This is a genomic window from Nocardiopsis halotolerans DSM 44410, from assembly GCF_000341065.1.
Classification (GTDB): Bacteria; Actinomycetota; Actinomycetes; order Streptosporangiales; family Streptosporangiaceae; genus Nocardiopsis; species Nocardiopsis halotolerans.
The window spans coordinates 1-19,802 of the sequence record NZ_ANAX01000346.1; the positions used below are offsets into that span (position 1 = coordinate 1).

The window sequence follows — 19,802 nt, forward strand, 5'->3', positions numbered from 1 at the left end:
TGGCACCGCATCGACATCACCGCCGACCACCTCAACGGCGCCCCCGTGGCCGTCCCCACCGGCTACGCCACCCACCTGGGACTCCAGCCCGGCCGTCTGCTGTGCCTGACCGCTCCGGGGGCGGACCTGCTGGTCCTGGTCTGGCGCGACCAGCCCGCGTTCGACTCCCTGCGTCCCCTGCTGCGCCGTCAGGCCGCCCAGCCCGGTGACCGCGTGTTCATCACCGTGGCGGGCGACCGTCTGGACGCGCGCAAGCTGCCCGCCGCCGACCTGAGCAACCACTCCCCCGCCGCCAGGGCCCTGCACCTGAGCGGATACACCGCGCCCGCCTCCACCGAGGAGGCCCTGAGGATCCTCTCGCGGCGCATCACCGACAGCGACGACGAGTCGTTCACCGACCCCCAGTCGCTGGTCGACCTGCTGGCCATGCGGGGTGACAACGACATCGCCGCGGAACTGCGCGCGGGGCTGTTCGCCGCGCACTAGTGTCCTGGCCGGATGCGCTGCCGGTGTGACCGGAGTGCTCCCACCACGGACTTTCGTGACCGGCCGCAGGAGGCGTTGGACGGGGTGGCCGCCGAACTCGACGGCCGTCCCCGTCAGACCCCGGGCTGGGCCGTCCCGGCCGAGGCCCTCGGCAAGTTCCTCGTTGCGACAGCCGCTTGACGGCAAGGCGTCGAGACTCGGTACGAGTACACGGTCGCGGCGGACGAGGCGGAAGCGGTGAACCTCTCCGGCCGCCGCACCAGGCGGAGCTCTCCCCGGCGGTGCCCCTGGTCGGGGGGTCCTCGACGAGGGAGCCCGAGGAAGGTCCGGGGCGCCCCACCGGGGCGTCAGGGACGCGCTTCACCCCGCGTCGGGAGGCGTCGGCTGGGACGAACACGTCGGCGCGCAGGCCGTGGCGTCGTGCGGCGTAGGCGATCGCCTGACCGAAGTTGGCGCCACCGGACGCGCACACCACGGTCCCGCCCGCGGGGAGGTCGCGGACGAGGAAGTCGGCTCCGCGCCCCTTGAAGCTGCGCAGCGGGTTGAGGAACTCGATCTTGGTCAGCACCGGACGCCCCAGCTCCGCCGCGAGCTGTTCCTCCACGTACTGGGGGCTGTCGAGGAAGACCGGGTCGATGGTCCTGGCGGCTTCGGCGATCCGGTCCGGACTCAGGTCCTCGGCACCGGTGGTCTCGGTCGTCATGGCGTGCGCGCTCCCCTGGTCGAGGTGGGCGGTCGGCACCACCGTAGGAGCGATGGCGATGGCGGCGATCGTGGATTCTCCCGCTCGCACGCAAGATTGTCGCGTGCGAAGACGACCTGCCCTCGACGAGATCGACCATCTTCTGCTCGGCCTGGTCCAGGCTGACGCGGCACGTCCGCTGCACGAGCTGGGCGACCGTGCGGGCCTGTCACCGAGCGCCGTCCAGCGCCGCCTGACGCGGCTGCACAGGAACGGGGTGGTCAGGGCACAGGTGGCGGTCGTGGAACCACGCGCGGTGGGTGCCGACCTGGTCTCCGTCGTCCTGGTCGCGCTGGCCGACGACGACCCCGAGCACCACGCCGCGTTCCGGGCGCGCATGCGCGCGGAGCCCTCCGTACAGCAGTGCTACACGATCGTGGGCCAGTGGGACTACGTGGTGGTGCTGGTCTGCGCGGACATCGCCGAGAACCGCGCCCTCTCCCAGCGCCTGTTCGTCCAGCGGGGCCGGGTCCACCGGTACGAGACCCTGCCGTCCTTCGAGACCGTCAAGGCCGGGCTCACGGTGTCCCTGCCCGGCACCGGCCCCCAGCTCGGCGACCGGGAACGTTTCCGGACACGGGCCCCTGCCCGGGCCGGTGGGCACGGCGGTGGAGGCGACCGCCCCGACCGCCTGCGGCGTCCTGTGCCGACACACCCCGTGCCGCCCGGCGGCGCACGCCCGGACACACGAAGGCGGGCCGGGTCCCGAAGGGATCCCGGCCCGCCCCACGCGTACGTGTCAGACGTTGAAGCCCAGCATACGCAGCTGGTCACGCCCGTCTTCGGTGATCTTGTCCGGACCCCACGGCGGCATCCAGACCCAGTTGATCTTGACGTCGCGCTCGAACTCGTCCAGGGCGCTGGTGGCCTGGTCCTCGATCACGTCGGTCAGGGGGCACGCCGCGCTGGTCAGGGTCATGTCCAGCGTGATGGTCGTGTCGTCGGCGTTCACCCCGTACAGCAGGCCCAGGTCGACGACGTTCACGCCCAGCTCGGGGTCGATCACGTCCTTGAGCGCCTCGCTGATCTCCTCGGCCAGCGCCTCCGCCTCCGGGGAGAGGGGAGCGGCCTCGGCCGCCTCGGTCGTTGTCGTCTCGTTCTCGCTCATCAGACGGCTTCCTTCTCCAGGGACTGCGACACCGCGTCCTTCCAGGCCATCCATCCCAACAGGGCGCACTTGATCCGCGCGGGGTACTTGGACACCCCGGCGAACGCCACGGCGTCCTCCAGGACGTCCTCGTCGGGCTCGCCCCTGCCCTTGGACTGCATCAGCTCGGTGAAGGCGTCCAGGGTGGTCATACCCTCGGCGACGGTCCTGCCGATGAGCAGGTCGGTCAGCACCGAGGTGCTGGCCTGGCTGATCGAGCAGCCCATACCGTCGTAGGAGACGTCGCTGATGACGGCGCCGTCGTCGAGCGCGTCGGATCCCTCGGCGGGGGTCAGCGCCACCCGGAGTGTCACCTCGTCCCCGCAGGTGGGGTTGATGTGATGCGCCTCGGCGTTGTGCGGGTCCCGCAGGCCCTTGTGATGCGGGTTGCGGTAGTGGTCCAGGATGATCTCCTGGTACATCGCGTCCAACTGCATGGTCAGGCTGTTCCTCGCTCTAGGGCCGGGTTCCGAAGAACTTCTGCGCGGCCCTGATGGCCTCCACGAGCGCGTCCACGTCCTCCAGCGTGTTGTAGAGGTAGAAGGACGCGCGCGTGGTCGCGACGATACCGAGCTTGCGGTGCAGCGGCCAGGCGCAGTGGTGGCCCACGCGGACCTCCACGCCCCGGTCGTCGAGCACCTGGCCCAGGTCGTGCGGGTGGATGTCGTCCACGACGAAGGACACCGCGCCGCCGCGGTCGACCGCCTCCGTGGGGCCGACGATCCGCACGCCCTCGATGGCGCCGACCCGCTTGAGCGCGTACTCGGTGAGTGCGTGCTCGTGCTCGGCCACCCGGTCCATGCCCACCTGGGACAGGTAGTCACAGGCCGCGCCCAGGCCGACCGCCTGCGGTGCCATCGGCACGCCCGCCTCGAACCGCTGGGGCGGGTCGGCCCACGTGGAGTACTCCATGTGGACCACGCCGATCATGGACCCGCCGGTGATGAACGGCGGGATGGCCTCCAGCAGCTCCCGGCGCCCCCACAGCACACCGATCCCGTTGGGACCGAGCATCTTGTGCCCGGAGAAGACCAGGAAGTCCACGCCCAGGTCGGTCACGTCGACCGGCATGTGCGGAACCGACTGGCAGGCGTCCAGCACCGTCAGCGCCCCGACCGCACGGGCCCGGTCGACGATGGCGCGGACCGGGTTCACCGTGCCCAGCACGTTGGACTGGTGGGAGAACGCCACCACCTTGGTTCGCTCGTTGACCAGGTCCCCGATGCCGGAGAGGTCCAGACGGCCCTCCTCGGTCACCGGGAACCAGCGCAGCGTCGCGCCGGTGCGCTGGCACAGCTGCTGCCAGGGCACCAGGTTGGCGTGGTGCTCCATCTCGGTCACCACGACCTCGTCACCGGGGCCCACCCGGAAGCGGCCCAGCTCCTCCTCGGCGGTCGCGGCGTTGCTCAGCGCGTAGGCCACCAGGTTGACGCCCTCGGTGGCGTTCTTGGTGAACACCACCTCCCCGGCGTCGGCCCCGATGAACCGGGCGATGGTCTCCCGGGCCGCCTCGTAGGCGTCGGTCGCCTCCTCCGCGAGCTGGTGCGCGCCACGGTGCACCGCCGCGTTGTGGCGTTCGTAGAACTCACGCTCGGCGTCGAGCACCTGACGGGGCTTCTGCGAGGTGGCCCCGGAGTCGAGGTACACCAGCGGACGCCCGTCACGGACGGTCCGGGAGAGGATCGGGAAGTCCTCCCGGATCGCCGCGACGTCAAGCGGGCCCGTCCCGGCCCGACCGAACTCGCGGACAGTGGTCATCGGTTACGCGCCCGCCTTCACGAAACGCTCGTAGCCCTCGGACTCCAGCAGGTCGGCCAGCTCGGGGCCGCCGGACTCGGCGACGCGACCGTTGGCGAAGACGTGCACGAAGTCGGGCTTCACGTAGTTGAGGATCCGGGTGTAGTGCGTGATGAGCATGACGCCCATCTCACCGCTCGCCTTGGCGCGGTTGACGCCCTCGGAGACGACCTTGAGCGCGTCGACGTCCAGACCGGAGTCGGTCTCGTCCAGGATGGCGACCTTGGGCTTGAGCAGCTCCAGCTGGAGGATCTCGTGGCGCTTCTTCTCACCGCCGGAGAAACCCTCGTTGACGCCGCGGGCGGCGAAGGCCGAGTCGATGGACAGGTCCTTCATCGCGCCCTGGAGCTCCTTGGAGAACTGACGGAGCTTGGGGGCCTCGCCGCGCACCGCGGTGACGGAGCTGCGCAGGAAGTTGGACATGGACACGCCCGGAACCTCGACCGGGTACTGCATGGCCAGGAACACGCCGGCGCGGGCGCGCTCGTCGACGCTCATCTCCAGGATGTTCTCGCCGTCGACGAGGACCTCGCCCTCGGTGATCTCGTAGCGCGGGTGGCCCGCGATCGCGTAGGCGAGGGTGGACTTGCCCGAGCCGTTGGGGCCCATGATGGCGTGGGTCTCACCGGAGTTGATGGTCAGGTCAACGCCCTTGAGGATCTCCTGCCGCTCGTCCTCACCGATGAGGACGTCGGCGCGCAGACCGCGGATTTCGAACTTCGTCATTTCAGGCCTCAGGAATTCTTCTCATCCAGCGACACGAGCACGTCGTCGCCGTCGATCTTCACGTCGTAGGTGGGGACCGGCTGGGTCGCGGGCGGGTTGATCGGCGCACCCGAGCCCAGGTCGAAGCAGGAGCCGTGCAGCCAGCACTCGATGGTGCCGTCCTCGACCTCGCCCTCGGAGAGGCGGACCTCGGCGTGCGAGCACACGTCCCGCACCGCGTACACCTGGCCCTCGCTGCGCACCAGGGCGACGGGCGTCTCGTCGTCGGTCTCGACCCCCAGGACCCCCTCCTCGGGGATCTCGTCGAGTTCGGCGACCTTCACCCAGCGACCCGTCTCACTCATGCTCTGCCAGCTTGCGCTCGACCTTGGCCATGATCTCCTCGCGCAGCCCCTCGACCGGGATCCGGTTGATGAGCTCCAGGAAGTAGCCGCGGATGACCAGGCGCCGGGCCTCGTCCTCCGGGATCCCCCGGGAGCGCAGGTAGAACAGGTGGATGTCGTCGAGGCGTCCGCTGGCGGCGGCGTGCCCGGCGCCCTCCACCTCACCGGTGAAGATCTCCAGGTTGGGCACCGAGTCCACGCGGGTGTCGTCGGTGAGCTGGAGGTTGCGGTTGTGCTCGTAGGAGTCGGTACCGGTGGTGCCCTCGCCGATGATCACGTCACCGATCCACACACCGTGGGCGTCCTTGCCGCTCAGCGCGCCCTTGTACTCCACCCGCGAGCGGGTGTTGGACATGTTGTGGTCGATGAGCGAGCGGTGCTCGTGGTGCTGGCCGTCACCGGTGAAGTACAGGCCGTGGAGCTCGGCGTTGGCGCCGCGCCCCTTGTAGGCCACCTTCGGGGAGAGCCGGACCACGTCGCCGCCCAGGGTGACCACGATCGACTTGAACGTGGCGTCCTTGGCGACCTGGGCGTTGTGCTGGGAGACGTCGACGGCGTCGCCGTCCCAGTCCTGGAGGCTGACCAGCGTCAGCCGGGCGCCCTCGCCGACGTGGACGTCCAGGCTGCCCGCGCGCACGCCCGTGCCGGTCTGGTTGAGGACCACGACGGCCTCGGCCAGCGGCTTGACGTCGACGACGAACTGGTCGTAGCGGGTGCCGCCCTGGGCCTCGCGCTGGACGGTGATCGGCCGCTCGGGGACCGCGCCCTGCGCGACGGTGATGACCGTGGCCTCCTCGAAGGAGGTGTGGGCCTGGGCGATCACGCGGTCGGCGGGGAACCCGGCGGTGCCGATCCGCGCGTCGTCGCGGCCGACCGTCTCGACGGTGACGCCGTCGGGGGCGTCCACCTTGAGCTCGTCGGCGCCGTCGGCGACGGCGCTGCCGTCGTGCAGGCCCTTGAGGCGGCGCAGCGGAGTGAAGCGCCACTCCTCCTCACGGCCGCCGGGAACGGGGAAGTCGTTCACGTCGAAGGACCCGTGGGTGGCCAACTTGGAGAACGGGATGTCCCCGAGGCCGTGACTGTGGGCCTTGGGTTCGATGCTCGGGCTGGTCAACTTAACCAACCGCTCCTTCCATCTGAAGCTCGATCAGCCGGTTCAGTTCCAGCGCGTACTCCATGGGCAGCTCGCGCGCGATGGGCTCGACGAACCCGCGCACGATCATGGCCATGGCCTCGTCCTCGTCCATGCCCCGGCTCATCAGGTAGAAGAGCTGGTCCTCGCTGACCTTGGAGACGGTCGCCTCGTGCGCGAGCTCGGCGTCGTCCTCGCGCAGGTCGTTGTAGGGATAGGTGTCGGACCGGCTGACGGTGTCGATCAGCAGCGCGTCACACTTGACGGACGACTTGGCGTGGTCGGCGCCCTCCTGCACCTGCACCAGTCCCCGGTAGGAGGCGCGGCCCCCGCCGCGTGCCACCGACTTGGAGATGATGTTGGAGGAGGTGTTGGGCGCGCAGTGCACCATCTTGGAACCGGTGTCCTGGTGCTGGCCCTCGCCCGCGAAGGCGATGGACAGGGTCTCGCCCTTGGCGTGCTCGCCCATCAGGTAGACGGCCGGGTACTTCATGGTCACCTGGGAGCCGATGTTGCCGTCGACCCACTCCATGGTCGCGCCCTCCTCGGCGACGGCGCGCTTGGTGACCAGGTTGAAGACGTTGTTCGACCAGTTCTGGATGGTCGTGTAACGGCAGCGGGCGTTCTTCTTGACGATGATCTCGACGACCGCGGAGTGCAGCGAGTCGGTCTTGTAGATCGGCGCGGTGCAGCCCTCGACGTAGTGGACGTAGGCGCCCTCGTCGACGATGATCAGGGTCCGCTCGAACTGGCCCATGTTCTCGGTGTTGATCCGGAAGTAGGCCTGGAGCGGGATCTCCACGTGCACGTTCTTGGGCACGTAGATGAACGACCCGCCGCTCCACACCGCGGTGTTGAGCGCGGCGAACTTGTTGTCGCCGGGCGGGATCACCGAGCCGAAGTACTCCTCGAAGATCTCCGGGTGCTCCTTGAGCGCGGTGTCGGTGTCCAGGAAGAGGACGCCCTGCTCCTCCAGGTCCTCACGGATCTGGTGGTAGACGACCTCGGACTCGTACTGCGCGGCGACACCGGCGACCAGACGCTGCTTCTCCGCCTCGGGGATGCCCAGCTTGTCGTAGGTGTTCTTGATGTCCTCGGGCAGGTCCTCCCAGGAGGTGGCCTGCTTCTCCGTGGACCGCACGAAGTACTTGATGTTGTCGAAGTCGATCTTGGACAGGTCCGCGCCCCAGTTGGGCATGGGCTTCTTGTCGAAGAGACGAAGGGACTTGAGGCGGAGCTTGGTCATCCACTCCGGCTCGTCCTTCTTGGCGGAGATGTCGCGGACGACCTCTTCGTTCAGACCGCGACGGGCCGAGGCACCGGCCGCGTCGGAGTCGGCCCAGCCGTACTCATAGTTTCCGATCCCCTCGAGTTCGGGGTGCGCGATAGACGTCACGCGGACTCCTCCTGGACTCAGACGTCCTTGTGGTGAACTGGGCCGTCCGCCGCATGGCGGATGGCCTTGGACGCGGGGACGCCGCTCTCCCCGCTCGCCCCGTCCCCCCGTGGGGTGACGTGCGTGGTGCACACACCGTCGCCGTGGGCGATGGTGGCCAGCCTGCGCACCGGGGTGCCCAGCAGCCGCGCGAAGGCCTCGATCTCGGCCTCACAGAGTTGCGGGAACTCCGCGGCCACGTGCGCGACGGGACAGTGATGCTGGCACAACTGGTCTCCGCCGCCGGGTGCGGGCGCCTGGCCCGCGGTGGCGGCGTAGCCGTCGTTGGAGAGGGCCTCGGCCAGCAGACGGACACGCTGTTGGGCGGGAACCGCTTCCAGCATGGGCCTGTAGCGCCGCTCCAGGTCGGCCACCTGACTGCGGGCGAACTCGCCGACGGCTCCGGGGCCGGCCGTCTCGGCCAGGAAGCGGAGCGCGCTGCTGGCGAGGTCGTCGTAGGCGTGGACGAAGGCGTCGCGTCCGGCCTCGGTGATGGCGAAGACGCGCGCGGGGCGGCCCCTGCGGCGGCGTCCGCCGTGGGGCCTGGCGTCGCGGGCCTCGACCATGCCCTCGCTGGTCAGGTTGTCGAGGTGGCGGCGGATGGCCGCCGGGGTGAGTCCGAGCCGCTCACCGAGGTCGGAGGCGGTGATCGGACCCTTCTCCAGGATGAGCCGCGCGACCCGCGCGCGGGTGCCGGTCTCGGCCCCGCGTTCGGGCCCGTTCGGGGGGCGGGGCACACTGGACGCCTTGGACACGTGTCTCCCCTCCCTTCTCGGACGCGGCTCCTGTTTTTGACAACATCAGTGTGGCGTAAATAAGTCCGCCGAGGCAAACCCGACTCCATGCCCTTTATCACGAAGGCCAGCCTTGCCTAACAGCGGATTCACGACCCTTCGGACACCCCAGGCACAACCCCGGGAGACGCCGGAACCATTCCGGCCGCCCACATTCCGAGACGGCGGTACCGGGATGCGGACGGAACGTGACCGTCGTGCCGGTCGCCGCGCGCACGCCCCTCCCGGGGCGGTGAAGCGCTCCGCCGGTCCGCACGTAGACTCGGGGCCCATGGACACAGCCGCGGTCGAGGTCGTCGACCTGGTCAAGCGCTACGGCGCCACCACCGCAGTCACCGGCCTCACGTTCAGCGCGCGCCGAGGCTCGGTGACGGCGCTGCTCGGACCCAACGGCGCGGGCAAGACCAGCACCATCGAGATCTGTGAGGGTTTCCGCCGCGCCGACGGCGGACGGGTACGGGTGCTGGGGATGGACCCCGTCGCCGACTCCACCGCCCTCAAGCCCCGTGTCGGGGTGATGCCGCAGTCCGGCGGCGTCCCCACGGGGGCGCGCGCCGCCGAGTGGCTGCGGCTGATGGCCTCCTTCCACGCGCGGCCGATCGAGCCCGGCCTGCTGCTGGAGCGGCTCGGCCTGAACCCCGTGGCCACCACGCCGTTCCGCCGCCTGTCCGGCGGCCAGCAGCAGCGCCTGTCCCTGGCCTGCGCCGTGGTCGGCCGCCCGGAACTGGTCTTCCTCGACGAGCCGACCGCCGGCCTGGACCCGCAGGCGCGTATGGCCACCTGGGACCTGGTGGCGGCCCTGCGCGAGGCGGGCGTGGCGGTGATCCTGACCACGCACCACATGGAGGAGGCCGAGCGGTTGTCCGACCACGTGGTCATCATCGACCGCGGCGCCGTGGTCGCCGAGGGCACCCCGACCGAGCTGACCGGGGACCGCCGCGAGGTGTACTTCTCCACGGAGGCCCCGGTGGACACCGCCCAGCTGGCGGCCGCCCTGCCCGAGGGCAGCCGGGTGGACGCCCAGGGGCCCTCCGACGGCCGCCGCGAGTACGTGGTCACCGCGGGCGACCGCGGCGAGCCGGGCCCGGAGTTCCTGGCCACGGTCACCGCCTGGTGCGCCTCGGCCGGAGTCCTGGCCGAGGACCTGCGCGTGCGACGGCGTACCCTCGAAGACGTCTTCCTCGAAATCACCGGCCGGGAACTGCGCGACCAATGAGCGAGTACACCTCCACCGCATCGGCACGGGCGGGCGCCGCCACGCCCGTGGCCGCCGACGCCTCACTGTTCACCCCCGCGCCCGGGGCCGCTCCGATGTGGCGGATGGTCGCCTCGCAGACCGGTATGGAGCTGCGGGTGATGCTGCGCCACGGCGAGCAGTTCCTGCTGACCATGGTGATCCCCGTGCTGCTGCTGGTGGGCTTCAGCCTCACCTCGGTGCTGGACGTGGGTGAGGGCGCTCGGGTGGACGCGCTCACGCCCGGCGTGCTGGCGCTGGCGGTGATGTCCACGTCGTTCACGGGCCTGGCCATCGGCACCGGTTTCGAGCGCCGCTACGGGGTCCTCAAGCGTCTGGGGGCGACCCCGCTGTCCCGCTTCGGCCTGTTGGCGTCCAAGACCCTGGCCGTGCTGGGCGTGCAGGCGATCCAGGCCGTGGTGCTGTGCGCGGTGGCCCTCGCCCTGGGCTGGTCGCCCTCGGTGACGGCGGGCGGCGTGCTGGCGGCGGTCGCACTGGTACTGCTGGCGACCGCCGCGTTCAGCTCGCTGGCCCTGCTGATGGCGGGAACGCTGCGGGCCGAGGCGACCCTGGCCGGAGCCAACCTGGTGTACGTGCTCATGCTGGGCCTGGGCGGGGTGCTGTTCCCGACCAGCAGCTTCCCCGGCCCGCTGGAACAGGCGGTGTCGGCGCTGCCGATCACCGCGCTCAGTTCGGGGCTGCGGACCGTCCTGGCCGGCGGCTCCCCGCCGGGCGCCGGCGCGTTCGCGGTGCTGGCCGTGTGGGCCCTCGTCTGCGGCCTCCTGGCCAGCCGCCTCTTCCGCTGGGAGTGACCGCCGCCAGCGCGGCGGCGACCACCAGGAGCGGCAGGGCCGCGAGGAGGTATCCCGCGTCCGGGGTCGTCCGGGCCATGAGCGCGCCAGCGGCGGCGCTCCCGGCCGAGGAGCCCGCGTTGAAGGCCGTGTTGACCCAGGTTCCGGCCCGGGTCCGACGGTCAGCCGCCACCGCCTCGTCGACCACCAGGTACGCCGTGGTCAGCAGCGGCGCGGTGCACACCCCGACGACGAGGAGCAGCGCGCACAGGGCGACCATCCCCGACGCCGTGGCCGCGGTGGCCGTACCGACTCCGAGGACGGCGCCGCACAGGACCATCCGGACACGCGGGCGGGCCCGCCAGGCGACCGCGCCGTAGGCCAGGCCGCCCAGGACGCTGCCCACGGCCTGCGCGGTCTCGGCCCACACCACCAGGGACTCACCGCCGTGCCGTCCGGCGAAGGCGACGTTGAGCAGGGAGACGGCGCCCAGGGTCAGGCCCGTGGCGGAGGAGAGGGCGACCGCGGCGAGGAGGGGACCGGGCGCGCGGCGCTGGCGCGCACGTGGGGCGGGGACGTTCCGTGCGGTGGCCCACGGGGCGCGGGCGGTGCTGGTGGGCAGGGTGCGCGCGGGCGGCGAGAACGCCATGAGCACGGTGCCGGACAGGACCAGCGCGGCGGCGACGGCCAGTCCCAGCGCCGGTGGGGCGCTCGTCAGGAGGGCGCCGAGGAGCAGGGGCCCGGTGAGGAGTACCAGGTCCTCGGCGACGCCGTCGAGGCTGTAGGCGCGCTGGAGCAGTTCCCGGTCCCGGACCAGGTGGCTCCACAGGGTGCGCATCACCGGTCCGAGCGGTGGGGCGCACGCCCCGGCCGCCAGCGCCAGGGCGGCCAGCGGCCCCGTCCCCGTGCCGGGTGTCCAGGTGGCGGCGGCCAGGCAGGTCAGAGCGAGGGCGTACACGGCCGTCATGGGGACCAGGGCGCGCCGGAGGCCGAAACGGTCGATGAGCGCGGCGCGCGGCGGCGACAGGACGGCGACGGTCAGGCCGAACAGCGCCATCACCGTTCCCGCCGACGCGTAGGAACCGGTGGTGTCGGTGACGGCCAGGGTCAGTGCCAGGAAGACGACGCCGAAGGACAGGCGTCCCAGCAGGGCGGAGGAGAAGCAGGGCAGGGCACCGGGGACGCGCAGCACGGCGCGGTAGGACGGTGCCCGGACAGGAGAGGACATGAGGGTGTTCCCGGGGGAGGCGGCGCTCGGGCGCCGCGGACGTGCGTGGACACCGAGGGGGCCGCTCGCGGTTCGCGGTGGGGATGTTCGGGCGCACGAACACGGACCACGGCGAGGCGGAGGCCCCGAGAAGCACTGTCTACGCACAGAGGTGGAACATGTCCCCCAGACTAACGGCGGCCCCGTTCCGAGGCGGGTCCGACAGTGCCCGGAACGGGGCGGGGGCGGGCGGGTTCAGCCCACGGGGAGCAGGCGCCACTGCTGGTGGGCGTGTCCCCCGTCGGGGGCCTGGACCACCAGAGTCCCGTTGTCCGGGGCGCCGCCCTGCGACGTCAGGGCCTGGCCCGTGGCCCGGTTGACCAGGCGGACCACGCCCTGGCCGACCTCGACCACCGTCCACTGCTGGTGGGGGGATCCGGTGCGGGTGAGCAGCGACGCGCCGGGCTGGGCGGCCGGGTCCGTGGGGATCTCCAGGAGCTTGTTGCTGCCCACTCCCACGATCTCGTAGAAGCCCCCCTCCACCGGCACGAACCTCCACTGCTGGTTGGACTGGTCGTGGCGGTCCCACAGGTGGACGGGCGCGCCGTTGGCGGTGGACTTGTTGACCACGTCCATGACGCGACCGCCGTGCACGCTCTGGAGGGCGTAGACGAGGGCGGGGTCCAGTCCCGCGGGGTGGACCACCGGCTCCGGAGTCTCCTCGGGAGAGGATTCCTCCGTCACCTCGGGCGCGCCGGGGGGCTGGACGAGGATGCCCGAGGACATGTGCAGTTCCGGTTCCGCGGGCTGCTCGTCGTCGACCAGGAGCAGGCCTCCCGTGTAACCGCCGGTGACGACGGCCAGGAGCAGTGCCAGCGCCCCGGCCAGGAGCGGCCAACGGGGTACGTACCGTTCGTGGGGACGGGAGGCGCGGGCACGGCGTCGGGACATGAGGGGACACTCCAGCGGGCTGCGGATGGGGGTCGTGTTGGTTCGCGACCCGGACCATTTCACACCACTTGGCAGCTTTCGCGCACGTTCGTCCTTCGGCGCCCGCGCTGCGACGTGATCGATAGGGTCCGTCCCATGGAAGCGTTCGGAGTCCCCTGGTTCATCGCGGTCCGGTACCTCGGCCCCCCGTCGTTCCTGCTCGCCGTGGGAGGGGTGCTCCTGCTGTGGCGGCGGCCCGCGCGGCCCGGACTGGTGTGGGCCGCGTTGGTGACGAACCTGGGCGCGGCGGCGTTGCCGTTCCTGTGGATCGGGGTGCAGATCCTCACCGGCCTGGCGGAGCAGACGGTGCACGGACTGGTCATGACGCTGCTCCAGCCCATGGTGGCGACGGCCGCCTGGCTGCTGCTGTTGGCGGCCGTCGTGGCGCGGGCCCCGGGGACGACCGGCGGAGGACGCGGCGGGCGGAGGACGCCGACCGACGGGGAGGCGGAGAGGACACCCGAAAACGTAGGATGATTCCCCATGAGCTCTCCCGCCCGGTCCCAGGCACCGTCCCCACTCCTCCGAGCGGCGGAGGCGGTCCCTCCGGCCTGGTTGGTGATGATCGGCATCGTCTCGGTCCAGACCGGCGCCGGAGTGGCCAAGAACCTGTTCGAGGCGCTGCCTCCGGCGGCGGTCNGGCTGCGGCTGCTGACCTCGGCGCTGCTCCTGGTGCTGGTGGCGCGGCCGGTGCTCAGGGCGCACTCGCGCGCCGACTGGCTGGTGGTGGTCGGTTACGGCGTCGCGCTGGCGATGATGAACTTCCTCATCTACGAGGCGTTCGCGCGCATCCCGCTGGGGATCGCGGTCACCATCGAGTACCTGGGCCCCCTGGCCATCGCGGTCCTGGGGTCGCGGCGCCGGATCGACCTCCTGTGGGCGGGCCTGGCGGGGCTGGGCGTGGCCGCGCTGGGGCTGGAGTCGGGGTCGATGGATCCGCTGGGCATCCTGTTCGCGGTGCTGGCGGCGGTCGCTTGGGCGTGTTACATCCTGCTCAGCGCGGCGACGGGACAGCGGTTCAGCGGCGCGTCCGGGCTGGCGATCGCGAGCGTGGTGGGCGTGGCCGTCATGGCGCCCGTGGGCGTCTCCCAGGGCGGCGCGGCCCTGCTGGACTGGCGCCTGCTGCTGTTCGGCCTGGCGGTCGGCGTGCTGTCCTCGGTGGTGCCCTACACACTGGAGCTGAACGCCCTGCGCCGGATGCCGCCACGGGTCTTCGGCGTGCTGATGAGTCTGCAACCGGCCGCCGCGGCCCTCGTGGGTCTGGTGCTGCTGGGTGAGCTGCTGACCGTGTGGCAGTGGTTCGCGGTGGTGTGTGTGATCGTGGCCAGCGCGGGCTCCACACGCACCTCGGCCAGACGGGACGAGGCGTCCGGAGAGGCCGACGGGTCCTCGCGAAGGGGTTCCGGGGACGACTGAGGCGGAGCACGAACGCGGGAGCAGGTCGACCGGGAGACACGGGGCGGGCCCGATTTACTACTTTGTGTTTCCGAGTGCACACAAATGGTTATCTGTCCTGGTGGGCCGACCAAACGGTTCGGCCACCCGCATTCGAAGGGGGAGCCATGCGCACCACCGCCAAGATGATGATGACCGCCCTGTTCACCGCCGGGCTTCTCGGCATGGGGTTCGGGACCGCCTCCGCGGGCGAGGATGACACCGACGTCTACCAGGCGTGCGTGGACGAGCAGACCGCGCTGGGTCTGATCAACCTCGACCTGAACCTGCTCAGCCAGTGCATCTCGAACCACGTCGACTAGGTCCCGTTCCCTGAACGGGACCCCGGTCGCAAGGGGGGTGGTTCGGGCGTCCACGGGACCCTGGAGGCGACGGAGGCGAGACCGCGAGGAACGGGTCGTCTCGCCGAAGGCGCCGAAGGTTCCCGTTCTTCGGACGCCCGTACAGGGGCCGAAGGGGAGCGGAGGCCCCGAAGAACACCGCCCAGATCCGTCACCAGACGGTCCAGCCGTTCTCCGAGGGGGCGCCTCCCGTGGGCGCCCCCTCTCCTTGTACGGCGGCATCGACGCAGGTGGGAAAGGACGCGGGGGGTGAGCGACAGCACCCGAAGCGATGTACTACAGTCTGTCGTATGTCTGATTCCCCGGCCTCCGCGGTGCTGGCCGCGAACTCGGTCCCCCCTCTCGCGGCGGAGGACATCGTCCTTCTCGGCGCCCCCCTGTGGGCCTGGCAGATCGCGGTCGCCGCCGCCGGAGTACTCGCGCTGGTGCTGCTCGCGCGCACGATCTGGACTCCCACGCGGAGGTCGCTGCGCGCCTGGGCCCTGGGCAACATCATCGTCAACGCCGGGATCGCCGTCACCGGCGCCACCGTGCGCGTCACCTCCTCGGGGCTGGGGTGCTCGGAATGGCCCAGGTGCACCCCCGAGAGCTTCGTGCCCCTGGACACCGGGCACGCGGCACTCAACGCCGCCATCGAGTTCGGCAACCGGACGCTCACCTTCGTCGTGCTGGCGGTCGCCGTCATCACGTTCGTCGCCGTCATGAGGATGAGTCCCCGCCGCCGCGACCTGGTCCGGCTGGCCGCCATCGTGCCGTTCGGCGTCCTGGGCCAGGGCGTGGTCGGCGGCATCACCGTGTGGACCGACCTCCACCCCGCCTCGGTGGCCGCGCACTTCCTGCTGTCCATGGTGATGGTCTTCGTCACGGTCGCCCTGTACGTGCGCTGCCAGGAGCCCGAGGGCAGGCCGCGGGTGTCCGTGGGTCCCATGCTGCACGCCCTCAGCATCGGACTGGTCGTGGTCGGCTTCATGCTGCTGATCGCCGGAACCGTCGTCACCGGCACGGGCCCGCACGGCGGGGACGCTGCGGCACCACGCTGGGGTTTCGACCTGCCCGCGGTCACGCGCATGCACTCCGCGCTGGCCTGGCTCACCCTGGCGGGCGCCCTGCTGGCCACCGTCATCGCCTTCCGCGGCGACGCCCGGAGGCCGGTACGGATGAGCAGCGTGTTCCTGCTGGTCACGGTCGTCCTCCAGGGGGTCGTGGGCTACACCCAGTACGCCCTGGAACTCCCCGAGGCCCTGGTGGTCCTGCACGTTCTGGGGTCCGCCGTGACCTGGGTCGCGGTCTCGCGCCTGTACTTCTCCACCACGCGCCTCGTTCCGCCGGGCCAGGAGCTCACCGAGGACCCTGCTGACCATGACGGGGAACATAGTCCTGCTGGGACCGTGTCTGGGCGATGACGTGGGCGAAGTCGGCCCGACGCAGGAAGCCGGAGTCGGTGGGGGTCTCCGCCCAGCCCGGGGTGACCGGCTGGGGCAGCCGCCCCAGGAAGGTGTCGCGGGCCACGTGCATCAGCGCCAGGAAGGAGTCCCGGTGGACCTTCCAGTCCCCCGGAGCCAGTCCGGCGTCCATCCTGCGGTGCAGTAGCGCGAGCTCGGTGGCGGCGAGCTGGTACTCCCGCATCGCCTCGCGCCCCCGGCGACCGGCGTTGCGCGCCGCCCACTCACGGGCCCGACGGCGCCCCTGGAGGGAGCTGAGCATGGCGATGTCGGCCGAGGTGACCAGTCCGGTGGAGACGTAGGGCGGCAGGTGGCGGGCGATCGCGCCGATCTGCCGGTGGCGGTCGCGGGTGGCCAGCGCCAGGATGGCCATGAGCACGGCGAACAGCACCATGTAGGCGACGGCCAGGCCGTACCAGCCGAAGTGGGTGGACCCGTTCCACATCCCGTGCAGCAGGACCGCCGCCGCCCACCCGGCGACGGGGGCCAGCAGGCGCGCGGCCCCGGTGCGCATGGCCGCGTAGGCCACGCCGACACCGATCATCGCGGTGTAGACGGGGTGCCCGAAGGGCGCGATCAGCCCGCGGATGGCGAAGGTGGCCACCAGGGTGCCGTCGAAGAACGCGCTGAGGAAGTACAGGATGTTCTCGGTGAAGGCGAAACCGGTGGCCACCATCCCCGCGTAGATGACCCCGTCGGTGAAGGTGTCCAGTTCGTGGCGGCGCCGCCAGAGCAGGATGAGCAGAACCATGCCCTTGGCGCTCTCCTCCACGAGGGGCGCCACCACCGAAGTGCCCAGGAAGTCGCCCAGGTCCCGGCCGAACAGCGGCACCGTGACGTGGGCCAGGCCCCAGCTGTTGAGCAGCAGGGAGGCCACCACGGCCACTCCGGCGCCCCAGGCGAAGGCGAAGAACAGCACCCACCCGGGTTCGGGCTCGATCCGGTCGAGCATGAGGATGAGCGGCACGAGGATGCACACGGGGATGATCGCGGCGACGAGGCTGACGGCGAAGCCGAGCCCTCCGTCGATCCCGGCCGCCGCTCCCCCGGACAGGGCCAGCAGCCACAGGTAGACCAGCATCCCGATCATGCAGAGCACACTGACGGTGGTGCCCAGGATGAGGGTCATCGAGTAGCGGGATCGTCGGCCCTGGAGGATGGCCTTGCTGTCGAGACGGGGCATGGGCAACGATCGTAGCGGGAACCGCGCCGACCACGGGTTCCGCCCCTGACTGACCTGCGTATCCCATCGTTCGGTGGTACGGGGCTGCCTGGGATGGGGCAGGATCGGAGGTCCGGGACCGTCCCGGTCATCCCCGAACGGAAGGTGGACCGCGCATGGAACGTGCGACCACGATCCCCGCTCCCGACACCACGGGGCCGCTGTGGGCCGTACGCGTGGCCGTCGTCCTGCACCTGGCCGCCCTCCTGTGGGAGGGGGCGACCGCCGGGCAACTGGTGACGTTCAACACCGACGCGCTGCCCCTGCACTACTACGGCGCGTTCGGCGTGCACGTGATGGCCGGACTCCAGGTTGTGGCCGCGGCCTGGTACTGGCAGGGATCCGGACGCGTCGGAGGGGCGCCGAGGCTGCTCCTGGCGGCCAGCCTGCTGGCCTTCGCCCTCGGTTTCCTCCAGGCGGCGCTGGGCACCTACGGGCCGCTCCAGGTGCACGTTCCCCTGGCACTGGCCCTGACGGGTGTCGCGGTGTGGTCGGCGGTGCTGGCCTGGCGTCGACGCTGACCACCGGCCCCCTCCCGACCGCCCGGGCGGTCGGGAGGGGGCCGGGTGATCGGGCGGTCAGGCCGGAGCGACCCGCTGGGCCCACGCCAGCGCGTGCAGGTGGTGGCGCGCCGTGGCCAGGTAGGTCGCCGCGGCCAGCCACGCCACGGCCAGGCGGTCGGGCGGGGGAACGACCGACTCCCCCGTGGCGGTACGCGCCCGCTCCCTCGCCGCCGCGCCGACCCCGGAGAGCACCACGGCCGCGGTCGGCAGGTGGTTGCCCCACAACCGGGTCTCCAGCCCCGGATCGGCCGGAACCGCCTCGCGGCCCGCCTCGGCGAGTCGGTTGAGGCGGCGCTCCAGCGCGGCCAGGCCGGGATCGGCGCCGGGTGCGGCCAGGCCGGGACCGGCGGCCGGGACCGGCACGGAGGGGTGCGCCGCGCCCGGGGAGGGGAGCGTGTCCAGCGAGAGGTTGGCCCTTCCCCGCCAGGCCGCGGGCAGGGCCAGGTCGGGCGCGGACACCGTGACGGGCACCAGGGTTCCCGGGCTTTCGGGGACCGGACGCGCCACCGCGCGCATCCCGAGTCCGGGCTCGGCCGCCAACCGCGGGAGGTTGCGTGCCCGCACCAGGTCCGCGGCACCCGACGGGCGCAGCGTGAACGCGCGCCCCGTGACGCGCTCCAGGACCGCCACTCCCCCGGCCCCGGCCGCGCCGGTGACGACGAGGTCGGCGAAGACCAGGTCAGCGCCGGTGCGGTGGGCGGGCGCGGCCTGTGCGCGCAGGGACCGCTCCACCTGCGCGGCCAGGGGGCGTTCCCACAGCACCGCCAGCGGTTGCGCGTCCCAGGCGCACCCGTCGGTGACGGCCGCCGTGGTGGCCGCTCCCCCCCTCAGGCGTCCGTCGGCGCTGGCGCTCACCCGTTGGGCGACCATGCCGGACCGCCCGAGGTCGCGGTGGCTCAGGGAGGCCCCGCCGAAGGAGACCGCCGCCCCGTAGACGGCCGCGACGCGGTCGTCGTCCCCGGGGGCGACGTCGCCGACGCGCCACAGGCGCGGCCCTCCGGTGAGGGAGACCGCGTGGGTGACCACTCCGGCGTACCCCGAGGCCGTGGCGACTCGTTCGCTGCCCAGCCCGTACAACCGCAGGGAGCCGACCCCGGCGTAGGCGCGGCGACCCGTGCCGACGTCGGCGAGGGTGGGCGCCGGGCGGGGGCCGTCGGGCCCGCCGCCGAGGCGGCGGGAGACGTCGAGCAGGCGGGTCAGGGCCGCGGCGTGCTCGGCCAGGGAGAAGTCGGGGGTGGCGTGGTCGCGCAGGCCGGTGGCCACGGTGGTGCAGGCGGCGGCCAGGCGCGGAAGGCGGGCGGCGCGTGCCAGGGCCGCGGCCCGCAGGAGCTCGGCGCGCTGGGAGGATCCGGCCGCGCGTACCCCGGCGGCCAGGGTGCGCGCTCCCGCGTCCCAGGCCAGGGCGGCCGCCGCGCGCGCGTCACCGTCGGTTTCGACGGCGGCGGAGAGGGGATCGGTGTCGGTGCTCCCCGAACCGTCCTGTCCTCCGGTCCCGTCCGGGCCGGGCGGCGTCGCCGCGTCGGGGCCGCTGGTGGGGTTCCGGGGAGCGCCGTCGCCGCCTCCGGTGCCCTCCGGGGCGTCAGCGGGATCCGCCGCCTCCCCGTCCGTGTGCGGGAGCAGGCTCACGGCGCGGAGCAGGTGCAGACAGCGCGGACTGAGCAGGCAGGTGCAGCCCACCTGGGATGCGTCGGTGAGGTCCGGCCCGGTCAGGGTCACGGTCTCACCGCCCGCGGTGACGGTCCACTCCTGGCCGTCGGAGGTCCACTCCCACTCCTCCGCGGCGCGCGGTTCGGCGTCCAGTTTGCGGCGGACCCTGCCGGGCGCGGCTTCGAGCAGTGCGGCGAGCAGGTCGGGGGCGACGCGGGGTCGTTCGGTCATCGGCGGGGTTCTCCTCAGCGGTGTGCGGGGACGTCAC

The 19,802-nt window shown here is 71.9% G+C and carries 19 protein-coding genes and 3 pseudogenes; 9 read left to right on the forward strand and 13 right to left on the reverse strand.

Features of this window, described 5'->3' with window-relative positions; translation table 11 throughout:
* A pseudogene (locus D455_RS31695) lies at positions 1-486 on the forward strand (hypothetical protein); the annotation flags it as partial.
* Here D455_RS31695 and D455_RS35650 read toward each other — a convergent pair.
* Positions 392-1,189 (reverse strand): pyridoxal-phosphate dependent enzyme, encoded by a 798-nt coding sequence (locus D455_RS35650; protein ID WP_083922448.1) that lies wholly within the window; start codon positions 1,187-1,189, stop codon positions 392-394. The pseudogene D455_RS31695 and the gene D455_RS35650 overlap by 95 nt on opposite strands.
* Before the next feature lie 58 nt (positions 1,190-1,247).
* On the opposite strand from D455_RS35650, the pseudogene D455_RS33310 reads away from it, so the two are divergent.
* A pseudogene (locus D455_RS33310) lies at positions 1,248-1,670 on the forward strand (Lrp/AsnC family transcriptional regulator); the annotation flags it as partial.
* Between the two features lie 297 nt (positions 1,671-1,967).
* Here D455_RS33310 and D455_RS0125525 read toward each other — a convergent pair.
* From D455_RS0125525 to D455_RS0125560, 8 genes are read right to left on the reverse strand one after another with little or no spacing between them, the layout of a single operon-like run.
* Positions 1,968-2,336: a metal-sulfur cluster assembly factor gene (locus tag D455_RS0125525; protein WP_017573499.1), complete on the reverse strand. Its 369-nt coding sequence runs from the start codon at positions 2,334-2,336 to the stop codon at positions 1,968-1,970.
* Positions 2,336-2,812 (reverse strand): Fe-S cluster assembly sulfur transfer protein SufU, encoded by a 477-nt coding sequence (gene sufU, locus D455_RS0125530; protein ID WP_017573500.1) that lies wholly within the window; start codon positions 2,810-2,812, stop codon positions 2,336-2,338. Before sufU ends, D455_RS0125525 begins: the two co-directional genes overlap by 1 nt.
* Positions 2,813-2,831: 19 nt before the next feature.
* Entirely contained in the window at positions 2,832-4,133 is a 1,302-nt protein-coding gene (locus D455_RS0125535; RefSeq protein ID WP_017573501.1) for a cysteine desulfurase, read from the reverse strand.
* Between the two features lie 3 nt (positions 4,134-4,136).
* Entirely contained in the window at positions 4,137-4,898 is a 762-nt protein-coding gene (gene sufC / locus D455_RS0125540) for a Fe-S cluster assembly ATPase SufC (RefSeq protein ID WP_017573502.1), read from the reverse strand.
* A gap of 8 nt (positions 4,899-4,906) precedes the next feature.
* Positions 4,907-5,242, reverse strand: a complete 336-nt coding sequence (locus tag D455_RS0125545; RefSeq protein WP_017573503.1) for a non-heme iron oxygenase ferredoxin subunit — start codon at positions 5,240-5,242, stop codon at positions 4,907-4,909.
* Positions 5,235-6,395 (reverse strand): Fe-S cluster assembly protein SufD, encoded by a 1,161-nt coding sequence (gene sufD / locus D455_RS0125550; RefSeq protein WP_017573504.1) that lies wholly within the window; start codon positions 6,393-6,395, stop codon positions 5,235-5,237. Before sufD ends, D455_RS0125545 begins: the two co-directional genes overlap by 8 nt.
* 1 nt (position 6,396) lies before the next feature.
* Positions 6,397-7,809, reverse strand: a complete 1,413-nt coding sequence (gene sufB, locus D455_RS0125555) for a Fe-S cluster assembly protein SufB (RefSeq protein ID WP_017573505.1) — start codon at positions 7,807-7,809, stop codon at positions 6,397-6,399.
* 17 nt (positions 7,810-7,826) lie between these two features.
* A complete protein-coding gene (locus tag D455_RS0125560; protein ID WP_017573506.1) occupies positions 7,827-8,603 on the reverse strand; it encodes a helix-turn-helix transcriptional regulator in 777 nt (258 codons plus the stop codon).
* Between the two features lie 310 nt (positions 8,604-8,913).
* Here D455_RS0125560 and D455_RS0125565 point away from each other — a divergent pair, with 310 nt between their 5' ends.
* Positions 8,914-9,858, forward strand: coding sequence for an ABC transporter ATP-binding protein (locus tag D455_RS0125565; RefSeq protein ID WP_017573507.1), 945 nt, complete (start codon positions 8,914-8,916; stop codon positions 9,856-9,858).
* Complete coding sequence (locus D455_RS0125570) at positions 9,855-10,688, forward strand: ABC transporter permease (protein ID WP_017573508.1); 834 nt, start codon at positions 9,855-9,857, stop codon at positions 10,686-10,688. The genes D455_RS0125565 and D455_RS0125570 overlap by 4 nt, the downstream gene beginning before the upstream one ends.
* Here D455_RS0125570 and D455_RS31700 read toward each other — a convergent pair.
* Both D455_RS31700 and D455_RS0125580 read right to left on the reverse strand, forming a co-directional pair.
* A pseudogene (locus D455_RS31700) lies at positions 10,684-11,895 on the reverse strand (MFS transporter); the annotation flags it as partial. The gene D455_RS0125570 and the pseudogene D455_RS31700 overlap by 5 nt on opposite strands.
* A 234-nt stretch (positions 11,896-12,129) precedes the next feature.
* Complete coding sequence (locus D455_RS0125580) at positions 12,130-12,825, reverse strand: RICIN domain-containing protein (protein WP_026122973.1); 696 nt, start codon at positions 12,823-12,825, stop codon at positions 12,130-12,132.
* 135 nt (positions 12,826-12,960) lie between these two features.
* On the opposite strand from D455_RS0125580, the gene D455_RS0125585 reads away from it, so the two are divergent.
* The 4 genes from D455_RS0125585 to D455_RS0125600 all read left to right on the forward strand — a co-directional run bounded on the left by D455_RS0125585 (position 12,961) and on the right by D455_RS0125600 (position 16,063).
* Positions 12,961-13,341, forward strand: coding sequence for a hypothetical protein (locus D455_RS0125585; protein WP_017573510.1), 381 nt, complete (start codon positions 12,961-12,963; stop codon positions 13,339-13,341).
* A 6-nt stretch (positions 13,342-13,347) separates the two neighbouring features.
* Positions 13,348-14,280: an EamA family transporter gene (locus D455_RS0125590; protein WP_026122974.1), complete on the forward strand. Its 933-nt coding sequence runs from the start codon at positions 13,348-13,350 to the stop codon at positions 14,278-14,280.
* 146 nt (positions 14,281-14,426) lie between these two features.
* Positions 14,427-14,621, forward strand: a complete 195-nt coding sequence (locus D455_RS0125595) for a hypothetical protein (RefSeq protein WP_017573512.1) — start codon at positions 14,427-14,429, stop codon at positions 14,619-14,621.
* Positions 14,622-14,950: 329 nt separating this feature from the next.
* On the forward strand, positions 14,951-16,063 hold the full coding sequence (locus D455_RS0125600; protein ID WP_017573513.1) for a COX15/CtaA family protein: 1,113 nt from the start codon (positions 14,951-14,953) through the stop codon (positions 16,061-16,063).
* Here the strand turns inward: D455_RS0125600 and D455_RS0125605 are convergent.
* Entirely contained in the window at positions 15,999-17,285 is a 1,287-nt protein-coding gene (locus tag D455_RS0125605; RefSeq protein ID WP_026122975.1) for a PrsW family intramembrane metalloprotease, read from the reverse strand. The genes D455_RS0125600 and D455_RS0125605 overlap by 65 nt on opposite strands.
* Positions 17,286-17,440: 155 nt before the next feature.
* On the opposite strand from D455_RS0125605, the gene D455_RS0125610 reads away from it, so the two are divergent.
* A complete protein-coding gene (locus tag D455_RS0125610) occupies positions 17,441-17,845 on the forward strand; it encodes a hypothetical protein (protein ID WP_017573515.1) in 405 nt (134 codons plus the stop codon).
* Positions 17,846-17,902: 57 nt separating this feature from the next.
* Here the strand turns inward: D455_RS0125610 and D455_RS0125615 are convergent, their stop codons facing one another.
* Positions 17,903-19,765, reverse strand: coding sequence for a hypothetical protein (locus tag D455_RS0125615; RefSeq protein WP_017573516.1), 1,863 nt, complete (start codon positions 19,763-19,765; stop codon positions 17,903-17,905).
* Positions 19,766-19,802: the final 37 nt, after the last annotated feature.